Raw genomic sequence first — 12,465 nt, forward strand, 5'->3', positions numbered from 1 at the left:
AATTTGGCACCCCGTCACTCAGGTCAAGTGACTGATGTTTATCGGAAAAAACGACATCTACGAAAAACGTCACAATTGGCTCGCCAGCGCAGCGGCAAATGTCTATAGTCCGCCGCGTTTGCCCCGGAGGTTGTCTGGGGCTTTGAGTGTTTGCACCTTCGGGTGCCAATTGCCGCTTCAGGAGGGCGTTGCAGGATATGGCCAATGTGGTTGTTGTCGGGTCGCAGTGGGGCGATGAGGGCAAAGGCAAGATTGTGGACTGGTTGTCCGAGCAAGCCGATGTCATTGTCCGCTTTCAAGGTGGTCATAATGCTGGCCATACGCTCGTTATTGACGGCATCAGCTACAAGCTTTCCCTTCTGCCGTCCGGTGTCGCCCGGAAGGGTAAACTGTCGGTCATTGGCAACGGTGTTGTCGTCGACCCTCATGCATTTGTCAGCGAAGTCGAGCGGATTACCGAGCAAGGTGTTGTGGTCAACCCGGAAACACTTCGGATTGCTGAAAATGCCACGCTGATCCTGTCGCTTCATCGTGAACTGGATGCCATGCGTGAGAACTCCAATACGGGCACCCGTATTGGCACGACGCGCCGCGGGATTGGGCCGGCTTATGAAGACAAGGTGGGACGCCGCGCCATTCGGGTCATGGACCTGAAAAACATGAACACCCTGCCAGCCAAAATTGACCGCCTGCTAACGCACCACAATGCGCTGCGCCGGGGGCTTGGTCAGGAAGAGATTTCAGCCACTGCGATCTTCGAGGAACTGTCCAGCGTGGCAGACAAGATGCTGCCTTACATTGATTCTGTTTGGCGTCTTCTTGATGAGCAGCGTCGTCAGGGCAAGCGCATTCTTTTTGAAGGGGCGCAGGGCGCACTTTTGGATATCGACCACGGAACGTACCCGTTCGTCACGTCGTCGAACACGGTTGCTGGTCAGGCAGCAACAGGCTGTGGTCTTGGTCCGAATTCCATTGATTACGTTCTTGGGATCACCAAAGCTTACACAACCCGCGTTGGCGAAGGTCCGTTCCCGACCGAACAAGAGAACGAGATCGGCGAGTCCTCGGAACGCGCGGTCATGAGTTTGGACAGTGACTGGCCGCAGCCGCCGTGTGCTGTCGATGCAGTCTGTCGTCAAACGGTTGCACATCGGCATTAGCGGTATCGCGCTACCAAACTTGATGTCTGATGGTCTTGATGAAATCAAGATCTGCGTTGCTATGAGTTGGACGGCGAGCGGATTGACTATCTGCCAGCTTCCCAGGGCGCTCAGGAGCGGGTTGTTCCAATCTATGAGACATTGCCGGGCTGGAAAGAGTCTACGGAAGGGGCCCGCAGCTGGGCTGACCTTCCGGCGCAGGCGGTTAAATATGTTCGCCATGTGGAAGAGTTGATCGGCGCACCAGTGGCGCTTCTCTCCACAAGTCCTGAGCGGGATGACACAATTCTTGTGCAGAATCCATTTCAGGATTGAGAATAACAGTTGTAAAACCGCATAATTCGAAAGTCATAAAATGACTTGATTCGTGTGGTACGGACCCGGGTCTGAGCTCTGGCAAAGGCTATTGCCAGACAAACCAACGCCGTGATGCTTCCACGAAGTGTCCCGGCGTTTGAGGCGTGGATCCGTTATCGGCTGGCTGAGCTTGCAGCAATCTGCCAGATAGACACGGGAAGAATGGGCCGCGTATGGGCCAACGGGCAGGAATATGGCTGATTATTATTCGATTTTGAAAAAAACGATCGCGTCTTTGCCTGAGAGTAACGGGTCGGCGCGCAGAAGCGTCTACAGCCGCGCCCGAAATGCGATCGTCAGCCAACTCAAGGCTTATGAACCCCCTCTTTCCCCCTCTGAAATTACGGCTGAACAGCTGCGCCTGGAAGAGGCAATCCGGAAGGTTGAAGCTGAGGCGGCCCGTGAGGCGTTAGGTCTCGGCCCAAGCACCACGATTGCGCCAGAGCCATCCCCGCAAGAAGCACCTGCAGAACTGGAACTTGAAAAATCTTCTGAGCCTGAAGCGCCAGCACCTGCTGTTACAGCAAACGATGTTCCAGAGGTTGCTAGCGAGCCGACTCTGTCCGCCGACCTCGATAGTCCTCTAACCGGCGGCCCTTCGCATTCTCCGCTCAAGTCTGAAATTGAAGCAGCCGAGCAACTCGGATCTGCCTCGCATGAAGCGGTTCAAAGTGCGCGTGAAGCTTACGAAGAAGCACCGGAGCCGGTTGAGGAAAAGGCAGATACCTCTAAGGAGCGCAAGGAGCCGACGCTTGGTAATGTCGCTTCTCGTGAAGATGATAGCACTGGCAATGGTGATGACGACGCTTCGTCGTTGTTTGCGGATGAGGAGCCCGTGGCTCCTTCAGCGACGTCAGAGGTTGTTTCCAAGGCGGAGGCGCGCGAGCGACGCCGGGCTGGACGAGAAAAGCGGAGTGCTTCGGCTGCGCTTTCCAAAAATGGCGGTCGGTCTTCCAATGTGATGCCGATAGCCCTGGCAGCTGTTCTTGCTGTTGTGATAGCTGGGGTTTCCTATTTCGTCCTTGTTCCTCAGGACAATGGCGCTTCTCTTCAAGAGACAGCTCAGGAAACCGGCACGGATACAGGTACGGAGAAAATCGAGGCTCCAACCCCTGCACAGCAGGCAGCTGTTGAACCGGAAGCATCTGAAACAGAAGAAGCTTCAAATAAAAACACGGATCGTTTGCTGGATGATAACGGTGAACCAGCTGCTGCGCCTGATGCGCGCAGCGTAACAACCACCTTGATTACTCCCGGCCAGACCGAGACGGTTTTGGTAGAGCCTCAACCATCTGCGACGCCATTGCCCAGCCTTCCGGAAGACGGGGCTCCAGCAGATGGGCAAGCGTCAGGCACAGATGTTGCGAGCACTTCGCCTACCGAAACGCCGCCTGCGCCTTCGACCGCAGCAACTGCGGATGCGCAGCGGTCTATCCTCTATGAAGAGGGCGAAGATGGCAGCGGGTCAGGATCAGCTTCGCAGGGCGCAGTTGTCTGGTCTTTGGAAGATGAAACGGACCTGAGCGGTAAGGCTCAAAAGGTTCTGGTGGCCGATGTGACGATCCCTGAGCGAGATGTGAACGTCAACCTTCGGATCAAGCCGAATGACGACACGTCGCTGCCAGCTAGCCATCTTGTTGAAATCAAGTACGAATTCCCCGAGAACTATTCTGCGGGTGATGTTGTCAACGTTCCAGGCCTTGTGATGAAACCAACGGAAGAAGCACGGGGAGATGCGCTGTTGGGGGCATCTGTGAAGGTGTCTCCAGGATACTTCTGGATCGCGCTCTCCAGCTTGACCAGTGAGCGGGACCGGAACCTCGGATTGCTACGTGAGCGTGGCTGGATCGATATCCCGATGCTTTATGACAACGGCAAACGCGGTATCCTGACCCTTGAAAAAGGCGGTGTAGGGTCTCAGGCCGTAGATCAGGCGATCTCCTCCTGGACAGCGGGTTAAGCGTCGACATCAGAACGTTTTGGCAGTTTGGACAGCGGGCTTCTCATCAAGCCCGCTGTCCTTTTTTTTGAAAAACCGTATGTCCGGACTTCTTGCTCTTGCCAATCGCGATGAGGTTGTGCATGTTCGACCTTGGTCCGAGGGGTGTTCCTGAAAGGGAACTGAGATAGCAGACGCTGAACCCTTAGAACCTGATCCGGGTCATGCCGGCGAAGGGACGGAAGCCTTTAGCCTATTCCCGGATCTCCAGTGTCAGTTTCGGTTTGTCCGAAGACGGGAGATCCTTGTGTGTTGAATGCAAAAACGCCAAATGGCGTTCAAAAGCGCAGTGTATCTGCAGCTGCGGGCAGACAAATGCCAACACCTTGGGGTGTTTTTGGCAAGCTAATGCGGGTCGTTCTGGGCTTTGCCTTTTTCCTCCTCGCATGGGACGTTTTGGTCCGCCTCCTTGATATTCCGCCTTTCATGTTACCGGGGCCGATGAAGGTTTTGGATGCGTTTCAGGCGCGTGGTTGGTTCTTGCTGGAGCATGCGGCGATCACCGCGCAGGAAACTGTTCTCGGTTTTATTCTGGGGGTTTTTGCAGGCACCTTGATAGCCGTGGCAATGTGGCTTTTTCCGCTGGCCCGGCGTGGTCTTCTGCCCATGATCCTGATCACGCAAGCTTTGCCGGTTTTCGCCATTGCACCCATTCTTGTTCTTTGGCTTGGGTTTGGGTTGGCCTCGAAAATCGTGATGGCCGTGTTGGTTATCTTCTTTGCCGTAACGTCCACGTTTTATGATGGCTTGAGGCGGGCTGATCCGGGATATTCGGATCTGGCGAAACTCTATCGCGTTGGACGTTGGAAAGAACTGATCTATTTCCGCTTCCCGGCTGCCCTTTCTGCGCTCGCATCCGGCATTCGAATTGCCGCTGTCTTTGCTCCCATTGGTGCCATCGTGGGCGAATGGGTTGGGGCAAAGGGCGGCCTTGCTTTCATCATGCTTCAAAGCAATGCGCGCATGCAGACAGACATGATGTTTGCCGCGCTCATCCTGCTGGCGCTGATGGTTCTCACGCTCCGCTACACGGTGGAGCGCCTCACCACATTGATGGTCCCCTGGCAAGTCGAAGAATGACTGCCTGTTTTATTGGAGGTGTTTTATGACACATCGTTTCAAGGCTGGGCTCTTTGCTCTGGCGCTGGCGTTCTCCAGTCCTGCGCATGCAGCTGAAAAGCTGACGGTGCTGCTGGATTGGTTCACAAACCCGGATCACGCGCCGATCATCGTCGCCAAGACAAACGGCTTTTTTGAAGCTGAAGGCCTTGATGTTGAGCTTATTGAGCCAGCTGACCCGTCCATGCCGCCAAAGCTGGTTGCTGCCGGGCAGGGCGACATTGCGATCTCCTATCAGCCAACTCTTCATGCGCAGATTGACGAAGGCCTGCCAGTCAAGTGGATTGGTACACTTGTTGAGACGCCACTGAACTCACTGATTGTGCTGGAAGACGGTCCGATCCAGAAACTGGAAGACCTGAAAGGCAAAAAAATCGGCTTTTCCGTTTCCGGTTTTGAAGATGCAATGCTTGGACAGATGCTGAAGTCTGTTGGCCTGTCTGTCACCGATGTAGAGTTGATCAATGTGAACTTTGCCTTGTCGCCGTCTTTGATGTCGGGCCAGGTGGATGCTGTCATTGGTGCCTATCGCAATTTTGAACTCACTCAGATCGAGATTGAAGGTAAAAAGGGCCGTGCCTATTTCCCGGAAGAGAACGGTGTACCGATCTTTGACGAACTGATTTACGTGGTTCACAAGGACAAGACGGATGACCCGCGTTACGCCAAGTTTCTTGCCGCTGTAGAGGCTGCAACTGTTTATCTCACGAACCATCCGGAAGAAGCCTGGAAAGCCTTTATCGGCGCATATCCGAGCCTTGATGACGAGCTCAACAGTCGCGCCTGGTACGACACGTTGCCCCGTTTTGCCAAACGCCCGGCAGCCCTCGATGAAGGACGTTATCAGAGGTTTGCGGAGTTTATGGCGGCCAATGAGCTGATTTCAAAAGTTGTTCCTATCGAGATATACGCGCAGGAAATTCGCTAACTGCGTCTTTCCTGACATGCAAAAAAAGAAAGCCGCCGAGAGGTTCTCGGCGGCTTTTCGTGTTTCTTATCGGCCAATAACGTTAGGCAGCAGGCAATTCCTTGGCCCGCGCACTGTTTTTGACGGCCTTTTGAACCTTTTCAAAAGCGCGAACTTCAATCTGGCGTACCCGCTCACGGCTTACCCCGAACTCAGTCGACAGATCTTCCAGAGTGATCGGATCTTCCGACAGGCGGCGCGCAGTAAAGATGCGGCGTTCGCGTTCGTTCAGTTCGTCCATCGCCTGGCTCAGGAGCTCGCGGCGTTGGTCCAGCTCTTCCTGATTGGCCAGAAGCGTTTCCTGACTATCAGCTTCATCAACCAGCCAGTCCTGCCACTCTCCAGCATCAGCTTCTGCGCGCACAGGCGAATTGAGGCTGGTATCGCCGCCAAGTCGGCGGTTCATGGAGATAACTTCTTCTTCGCTCACACCGAGCTTGGTCGCAATCTCCTGAACCTGATGTGGCTTCAGATCACCTTCTTCAAGAGCCTGAATTTTGCCTTTCAACCGGCGCAGGTTGAAGAACAGACGCTTCTGGTTGGCTGTGGTGCCCATTTTAACGAGCGACCAGGATCGCAGGATATATTCCTGAATTGCGGCCTTGATCCACCACATGGCGTAGGTGGCAAGACGGAAGCCTTTATCCGGCTCAAACCGCTTGACGGCTTGCATCAGGCCAACATTACCCTCGGACACGACTTCGCCAATCGGCAAACCATATCCGCGGTAGCCCATGGCGATCTTTGCCACAAGACGCAAATGAGAATTCACCAGCCGTTCGGCTGCTTCCGGGTCCGCATGCTCTTTGTAACGCTTGGCGAGCATGTACTCTTCCTGCGGCTGCAGGAGCGGAAACTTCCGGATTTCATCGAGGTAGCGGCTCAATCCGCCTTCCCCGGCAGTCAACATTGGTACGTTTTGGGCCATTGAATGCGCCCCCTTTCTCCCAAATAAAAGCGCGTTCCCTTATCGGAGCAGGTCATCCCTCCCGGGGTCAAACGCTTGCGCCAAGGCGAACACAATCTCGTAGACGTCCGATTACGGCACGTCAGTCACCTACATATAGGTATAAATATGCTGATTACATGGCTTTTGGGCGAAATTGAATTCTAATATTTTTGTAATGTTGATAATAACGCGTTGAAATCAGTCGGAAATGGCGATTCAAACCGCAACGTCTCGCCGCTAACCGGGTGCGCGAATGCCAGAAGTCCGGCGTGCAAGGCCTGTCGCGTGAAAGTGTTAATCGTGGTTTTCAGCGGATCTTCAAGGCGTTTTGTCTTGGTCTTGAAACCGGCACCGTAATCCATATCGCCGATCAAGGGGTGGCCAATATGGGCCATATGAACGCGAATCTGGTGTGTTCTGCCTGTTTCAAGTCGACACTCCATGAGTGAAGCCAAAGCTTCCGTGTCTTTTTCCCCAAAGCGTTCCTTCACTTGCCAACGGGTAATCGCATGTCGTCCGGCCGTTTTAACGACGGCGATTTTCTGCCTGTTTGCCTGTGATCTCGCCAAATTGGCATTTATGGTGCCTTTTAGGCTGCTTGGTGCACCCCAGACGAGTGCTGAATAGGCGCGTTCCAGCGGACCGGTTTTCCCGTGATCTGCGAATTGTTCGGACAGCCCCTGATGGGCCTGATCCGTTTTGGCCACGACCAGAAGGCCGCTGGTGTCTTTATCGATGCGATGAACGATGCCTGGACGCTTCACACTACCAATGCCAGACAGACTGTCGCCGCAGTGATGAATAAGCGCGTTGACCAACGTTCCCGTCAAGTTGCCGGCCCCTGGATGGACGACAAGGCCTGCAGGCTTGTCGACAACAATCAGATGATCATCTTCATAGATGATGGAAAGCGGAATGTTCTCGCCTTTGGGGTCCGGGTCTTCAGGTTCTGGCAAAGTGAGGGTAAGAGTCTGACCTTCATTGACCCGGTGTTTGGGCTCCACTATTTTGCGCCCATCGACGGTGACCTCGCCGCCTTTGATCAACGTCTGGATCCTGTTCCGGCTCAGAGATGCAATCTGACCGGCAAGGACGGCATCCAACCGTTTTCCGTGGTCATCTGCATCAACCTTCAATGTGAAATCCTGGTCCAGTTCGACCGGATCATCCGGAGTATTATTTGCCATGAGTCATTCCGATTTGCGTGACGAAGACCAGGAAGAGGCACCGCTTGACCCGGCCGCGCAACGTTTGCAGGCGAAGCTGCGGCGGTTGTTGCTTGGATCGTCTCTTATCATGTTTCTGGGCTTCATCGCTGTCTTCGCAGCAATCATGTACAAGATCAATGCATCTGGCGGGAATGAAGCAGATCGTTTTGCAGAAACGATTGAATTGGCTCCGGGCAGTGAAGTGCAAAGCGCGACGCTTTCCGACGGTGTGCTGGTCTTGCTTGTTCGCAAGGAAAACGCGACGTCCATCGTCTATGTTGATGCAAGTACCGGGGCAACGCTCGGGACAAGCGGCTTTGTTGGCCGATAAAGTTATAAACAGACAAACATAAAAAAGAGCGGTGAGGGGCTTGCGCGGTGTCAAATAGCCCCTTATACGCACCATCCAACGACCGGCGACAAGCGTCGCCGCACGAAAGTGCGCCCATCGTCTAGCGGTCTAGGACGCCGCCCTTTCACGGCGGAAACACGGGTTCGAGTCCCGTTGGGCGTGCCATTTCTCTCTCAAATGTGCATTTAAGTTCTGTTCGGCCTAAGATTCAGTTCAGTCGTCGAAGCTGCCTGTTTCGACAAGGGCAACGTCATGCTCCTGTGCTGTTTGCAGCAGGTGGTCTGACGGGCAGTGGTCGGTCACAAATGTGGTGACTTGAGACAAATGCCCCACCCGAACCGGTGCTGTTCTCTCGAACTTGGTGCTATCTGCCACCAGAATAACGTGCCGCGCGTTTTGCATGATCGTCTGCGTGACCCGGACTTCCCGATAATCATAGTCGAGAAGAGAGCCATCGGGATCTATGGCTGAGGCGCCTATGATGGCGAAGTCCACCTTGAATTGGCTCATGAAGTCGACAGCCGCTTCACCGACGATGCCGCCATCTGAGTGGCGCACCACGCCACCTGCAATGACAACCTCAATTTGTGAATAGCCGCGCATCAGGCTCGCCACGTTGATGTTGTTGGTGATCACCATCAGGCCCTGATGTTGTAGTAGCGCTTGTGCTACAGCTTCCGTGGTGGTGCCGATATTGATTGATAGAGAAGCGTTGTCCGGAATCATGGAGGCGACATGCGTCGCAATATCAGCCTTTTCCCGACTGGAGATGATGCGCCGGGCTTCATAACCAACGTTTTCAATGCCGGATGATAGGAGAGCCCCACCGTGCGTACGGGCCAACAGGCGGCGGTCGCAAAGCTCGTTCAGGTCCTTGCGAATGGTTTGGGGGCTGACGTCAAACCTTTTTGCGAGATCATCAACGCTCACACGCCCATTTCGGCGGGCCAGTTCCAGAATTTCGTTATGTCGTGGGATCAGCATGGTGGGAGCAGGGTCATCTTATAATGTACGATGGCGCCATGGATCTTCCCAGTTAGGCGGGGGGCGTCAGGCGACATCCTTGTTTTTTTGTTTTCTTGAACTGCGTTCAGACTTTTGCGCTGCGACCGCTTCCTCAGTGACCGGTGAATCGTCATTCGTTTCGGAAGTGGTATCAGCGCGCTGGCGGTCCGGCTTTTCGTTTATGCTCTTGCCTGAATTGGCTTTTACAATCTTCTGTACCAACACGCTGGCGGGGGACGGAAGGTCTGAAGAAGATGCTGCACCGTTTTCCGGCGATTGATCGGAGTCTGACTTTTGTGCGCCGTTGCCAGTGATTTTGAGCTTTGCACGGTCTGCTTCGGGTAGTTGTTCTTGGGCAAACGCCACAAGGTTGCTCCGGAGTTTTGTCAGTTTCGAAGCATTTTGCAGGTCAGTGCGGTACTGTAGAAGTTTATTGTGCGCGCGTTTCAGGGCCCGTTCCCGATCTGAGACCATTGCCTGTAGTCGGGCCTTGTCCTCTATGGCTTCTTTCAGGTTGTTTTCCAAGGATGAGGAAATTTTCTCAGATGGTGCTCCAGCCATATCTTGCAGGGCTACCAATTGAGCAACATGGCTTTGGGCTGCAATATATTTTGCTTCAATATTGATCAGTTGTTTTTCGAGATCCTTTATGACACGGCTTTGGTCGGCAGGATCAATATCAATGAGTTCGATGCCTTTTTCAGCCGCTTGCGCCTCACTCAGCATCTTTTGCAATTCGACGACCTCTGCAATTTCCTCGTCCTGCGCAGCCTCTTGTTTCGAGGGGGTATCTGAGGAGGGGAGAGGCTGTGCAGCATTCAAGGCGTCGACCTCTGCGCGGTAGCCATTTGCAGATTTTGTGGCTTCCTGCAGTTGCTTCTTTAGAGCTGCTATTTCCTCAAGAAGCTGATCAGAGGCGGTCTTATTGTCTGTGTCAGTTTGTTGTTGCAACTGACGCAGTTTTTCGAGCTCGCGCTGGTTCTCGCTTTTGATGCGAACGAGCTCCGAGCGAAGGTTCCCGGCAACAAGCTTTTCGTCTGCCGTTCGATTACGCTCCTCGGAAACGGCACGTTCCAAACGCCGTCTCTCCACCGCATGTTGCGCGAGCATCTGGTCTTGTGAGGCTCGGACTTCCGCATATGTGGTAGGGTTCACGGCCTCATAGGCTTCACGGGTGAGCCGAACCGCTCGACGATAAAATGCGGGAAACACTGCCAAGGCGATAAGGCCAGCGAACAGGAAGCCCAAAGCAATATACATTGCAGCTTCAATCACGCTTTGCTCCCCTTTCCCCGGTCATCGTCGAGTTAAATTACTAACTTCATCGACACAAAAACACATATCACACGGGGATTTCTATTGAAAAATCCGATTAATCCTAGAAAGGATTCCATGTCGGCTTTGGTGTAAATTTCAAATAGCCCATGTTGAGGCCCAGCCTAGCGCCGACACCAGCACGGATCGGGACCAAGATAATGTCATGGTTGCTCAGGACGGTCATTCCGACACCGCCGACCAAATAGGCCGATCCATTTACACCAAGAAAGCGATTGTTGATCGCGTCAACTGATGGAAGGTTATAGACCAGCATCATCACGCGTGCGCCGTCGGCCCCAAAATCGAAGCCGACCGACGGGCCTTGCCAGAACACTTTGTGATTGCCTGCGTTACGCGTGTAGAGTTCGCCTTCGCCGTATCTTGCGCCTGCGACAAACGCCCCTGCCCCTTCTTCACCCAGAATGTAGCCATTGGGCTGTCCATAGCTGGAAAAGGCTCGTTCGACCACGGATGCGAGCCCTCCCGAGACTTTCCCAAAGAACTGATGTCCTGCAGAGACAATCTGATCCTGACTATATTGTTCTGGAGCTGGTCCTGCAGTCTGGGCACTTGTAGGTCCAGCAAATCCCAAGCTGGCGATGAGCAGACCTGTTGCAAACACCTTGGCAAACGCGGTTTGAAGGGGCTTCATATGTGTATTTCTCCGTTCAAATTCCTTGATGCCGGTGAATTCGGCTCTCGCCCGAACCGGGGCAGTGCTATGATAGTATTTCACTAATTTCCGATTCGCGGGCGTTTCGTCTTATGAAATCCACTTTCCGAATGATGGTATGGGGTGCAAATCGGACAAGGTTGTGGCCGTCTGTGGTGATTGCCGCTTTGGGATTACTGTTTTTAGACAATGAAGCCAACACCCGGCCAAAACGGTTTATTTCTGACCCCATAACCGGGCTTGCATTGGCAGGCCATGATCCGGTGGCCTATTTTGTGGACGGATATCCAAGGCGCGGCAGTGACGAATACACCTATCAATGGGGTGGAGCGCTATGGGTGTTTGTCAATCAAGGGAACCGGGAAGCCTTTAAGCTGGCACCCCACGCCTATGCACCACTTTATGCAGGGTGTGGCGGATATGCACTTTCGGAAGGCTATGCCACGGCAGGTAATCCGACCACATTTGCATTCATCAACGGTCGTCTCGTTTTCTTTCATTCCCCCGTCAATCGGTTCCTTTATCTTGTGAACGTTGACCTCATGGCGACGGCCGCGGCAGAAAATGCGCGGAAAACGCGGTGTGAACCACTGCTTTAAAGTCTCGCTGGCTTGGCATAAACAAGCGCTATGTGTATCCAATTGAGAGTGCTTGATCGAATCAAGCCGTGGCTGAAACTCGCAAATTACGTCGTAGGAAACCATGTCCGAACTTAAAGAGCTGCCGTCCCTGGATCTTTCTGCGTTGGTGGCCAGCCGTGTCTGCCACGATATCATTAGTCCGGTAGGTGCCATTACCAACGGTCTTGAGGTGCTGGATGAGGATGGTGCGGAGGACATGCGCGATTTTGCCATGGACCTCATTCGCAAAAGTGCCCGTCAAGCATCTGCGAAGCTGCAATTTGCGCGGCTTGCATTCGGTGCTGCTGGTTCTGCGGGAGCTGAAATCGACCTTGGTGATGCTCAAGTTGTCGCCACCGGGTTCATGGAAAATGAAAAATCGGATCTAGACTGGCAAGTGACGCGGCATTTGATGCCGAAAAACTACGTAAAGTTGCTGCTAAACCTTATCTTGATTGCAAACCAGTGTGTGCCGCGTGGCGGCACGATCAAGGTTACTATGGAAGGAGAGCCTTCTTCGCCTTCATTTGAGCTTGTCGCAAGCGGCCAAAACCCGCGGATTCCCATTGGTATGAAGGAAACGCTTGAGGGGACGGAACCCGAGCGTGTAGATGCTCACTCTGTTCAGCCGATTTACACGTTTTTGCTTGCGAAAGAATGTGGAAGCGCTGTTGTTATTAACAAAGAAGAAGAACAGGTCAGAATAACTACATCATCTAAAATGTAATTTCTGCCGAGA

At 53.5% G+C, this 12,465-nt stretch carries 11 protein-coding genes, 1 tRNA gene, 1 pseudogene and 1 riboswitch; of the genes and pseudogenes, 8 read left to right on the forward strand and 5 right to left on the reverse strand.

The window, feature by feature from the left end:
• The first annotated feature begins 197 nt into the window (after positions 1–197).
• The 4 genes and pseudogenes from TRICHSKD4_RS14365 to TRICHSKD4_RS14380 all read left to right on the forward strand — a co-directional run bounded on the left by TRICHSKD4_RS14365 (position 198) and on the right by TRICHSKD4_RS14380 (position 5,563).
• A pseudogene (locus TRICHSKD4_RS14365) lies at positions 198–1,475 on the forward strand (adenylosuccinate synthase).
• A gap of 235 nt (positions 1,476–1,710) precedes the next feature.
• On the forward strand, positions 1,711–3,477 hold the full coding sequence (locus tag TRICHSKD4_RS14370; protein ID WP_009759685.1) for a signal transduction histidine kinase: 1,767 nt from the start codon (positions 1,711–1,713) through the stop codon (positions 3,475–3,477).
• 130 nt (positions 3,478–3,607) lie between these two features.
• Positions 3,608–3,712: riboswitch (TPP riboswitch) on the forward strand.
• A gap of 53 nt (positions 3,713–3,765) precedes the next feature.
• Positions 3,766–4,596, forward strand: coding sequence for an ABC transporter permease (locus TRICHSKD4_RS14375; protein ID WP_009759687.1), 831 nt, complete (start codon positions 3,766–3,768; stop codon positions 4,594–4,596).
• A 25-nt stretch (positions 4,597–4,621) separates the two neighbouring features.
• Entirely contained in the window at positions 4,622–5,563 is a 942-nt protein-coding gene (locus TRICHSKD4_RS14380) for an ABC transporter substrate-binding protein (RefSeq protein WP_009759688.1), read from the forward strand.
• Between the two features lie 82 nt (positions 5,564–5,645).
• Here the strand turns inward: TRICHSKD4_RS14380 and rpoH are convergent, their stop codons facing one another.
• Positions 5,646–6,530: an RNA polymerase sigma factor RpoH gene (rpoH, locus tag TRICHSKD4_RS14385; protein WP_009759689.1), complete on the reverse strand. Its 885-nt coding sequence runs from the start codon at positions 6,528–6,530 to the stop codon at positions 5,646–5,648.
• 182 nt (positions 6,531–6,712) lie between these two features.
• Positions 6,713–7,738: an RluA family pseudouridine synthase gene (locus TRICHSKD4_RS14390; protein ID WP_009759690.1), complete on the reverse strand. Its 1,026-nt coding sequence runs from the start codon at positions 7,736–7,738 to the stop codon at positions 6,713–6,715.
• Between TRICHSKD4_RS14390 and TRICHSKD4_RS14395 the strand changes: the two genes are divergently transcribed.
• Positions 7,737–8,090 carry a hypothetical protein gene (locus TRICHSKD4_RS14395; protein WP_009759691.1) on the forward strand — a complete coding sequence of 118 codons (354 nt, stop codon included), beginning with the start codon at positions 7,737–7,739 and terminating at the stop codon, positions 8,088–8,090. The genes TRICHSKD4_RS14390 and TRICHSKD4_RS14395 overlap by 2 nt on opposite strands.
• A 110-nt stretch (positions 8,091–8,200) precedes the next feature.
• A tRNA-Glu gene (locus TRICHSKD4_RS14400) sits at positions 8,201–8,276 on the forward strand.
• Between the two features lie 48 nt (positions 8,277–8,324).
• Here TRICHSKD4_RS14400 and TRICHSKD4_RS14405 read toward each other — a convergent pair.
• The 3 genes from TRICHSKD4_RS14405 to TRICHSKD4_RS14415 form a co-directional block, all read right to left on the reverse strand.
• Positions 8,325–9,095: a DeoR/GlpR family DNA-binding transcription regulator gene (locus tag TRICHSKD4_RS14405; protein ID WP_009759692.1), complete on the reverse strand. Its 771-nt coding sequence runs from the start codon at positions 9,093–9,095 to the stop codon at positions 8,325–8,327.
• Positions 9,096–9,161: 66 nt separating this feature from the next.
• Complete coding sequence (locus TRICHSKD4_RS14410; protein ID WP_009759693.1) at positions 9,162–10,391, reverse strand: hypothetical protein; 1,230 nt, start codon at positions 10,389–10,391, stop codon at positions 9,162–9,164.
• Positions 10,392–10,494: 103 nt separating this feature from the next.
• On the reverse strand, positions 10,495–11,085 hold the full coding sequence (locus tag TRICHSKD4_RS14415; protein WP_009759694.1) for a DUF1134 domain-containing protein: 591 nt from the start codon (positions 11,083–11,085) through the stop codon (positions 10,495–10,497).
• 113 nt (positions 11,086–11,198) lie between these two features.
• Here TRICHSKD4_RS14415 and TRICHSKD4_RS14420 point away from each other — a divergent pair, with 113 nt between their 5' ends.
• Together TRICHSKD4_RS14420 and chpT are read left to right on the forward strand one after the other, a co-directional pair.
• A complete protein-coding gene (locus TRICHSKD4_RS14420; RefSeq protein ID WP_208993099.1) occupies positions 11,199–11,705 on the forward strand; it encodes a YHS domain-containing (seleno)protein in 507 nt (168 codons plus the stop codon).
• A 103-nt stretch (positions 11,706–11,808) separates the two neighbouring features.
• Positions 11,809–12,453 (forward strand): histidine phosphotransferase ChpT, encoded by a 645-nt coding sequence (gene chpT / locus TRICHSKD4_RS14425; protein ID WP_009759696.1) that lies wholly within the window; start codon positions 11,809–11,811, stop codon positions 12,451–12,453.
• The last annotated feature ends 12 nt before the right edge of the window (positions 12,454–12,465 follow it).

Source organism: Roseibium sp. TrichSKD4, assembly GCF_000148725.1.
Taxonomy (GTDB): domain Bacteria; phylum Pseudomonadota; class Alphaproteobacteria; order Rhizobiales; family Stappiaceae; genus Roseibium.

What these genes read in the sequence shown, in the direction of transcription:
- TRICHSKD4_RS14380 (WP_009759688.1), top strand. Translation starts at nt 4,622, where the DNA reads ATGACACATCGTTTCAAGGCTGGGCTCTTTGCTCTGGCGCTGGCGTTC.
- TRICHSKD4_RS14415 (WP_009759694.1), bottom strand. Translation starts at nt 11,085, where the DNA reads ATGAAGCCCCTTCAAACCGCGTTTGCCAAGGTGTTTGCAACAGGTCTG.
- rpoH (WP_009759689.1), bottom strand. Translation starts at nt 6,530, where the DNA reads ATGGCCCAAAACGTACCAATGTTGACTGCCGGGGAAGGCGGATTGAGC.
- chpT (WP_009759696.1), top strand. Translation starts at nt 11,809, where the DNA reads ATGTCCGAACTTAAAGAGCTGCCGTCCCTGGATCTTTCTGCGTTGGTG.
- TRICHSKD4_RS14390 (WP_009759690.1), bottom strand. Translation starts at nt 7,738, where the DNA reads ATGGCAAATAATACTCCGGATGATCCGGTCGAACTGGACCAGGATTTC.
- TRICHSKD4_RS14420 (WP_208993099.1), top strand. Translation starts at nt 11,199, where the DNA reads ATGAAATCCACTTTCCGAATGATGGTATGGGGTGCAAATCGGACAAGG.
- TRICHSKD4_RS14405 (WP_009759692.1), bottom strand. Translation starts at nt 9,095, where the DNA reads ATGCTGATCCCACGACATAACGAAATTCTGGAACTGGCCCGCCGAAAT.
- TRICHSKD4_RS14395 (WP_009759691.1), top strand. Translation starts at nt 7,737, where the DNA reads ATGAGTCATTCCGATTTGCGTGACGAAGACCAGGAAGAGGCACCGCTT.
- TRICHSKD4_RS14370 (WP_009759685.1), top strand. Translation starts at nt 1,711, where the DNA reads ATGGCTGATTATTATTCGATTTTGAAAAAAACGATCGCGTCTTTGCCT.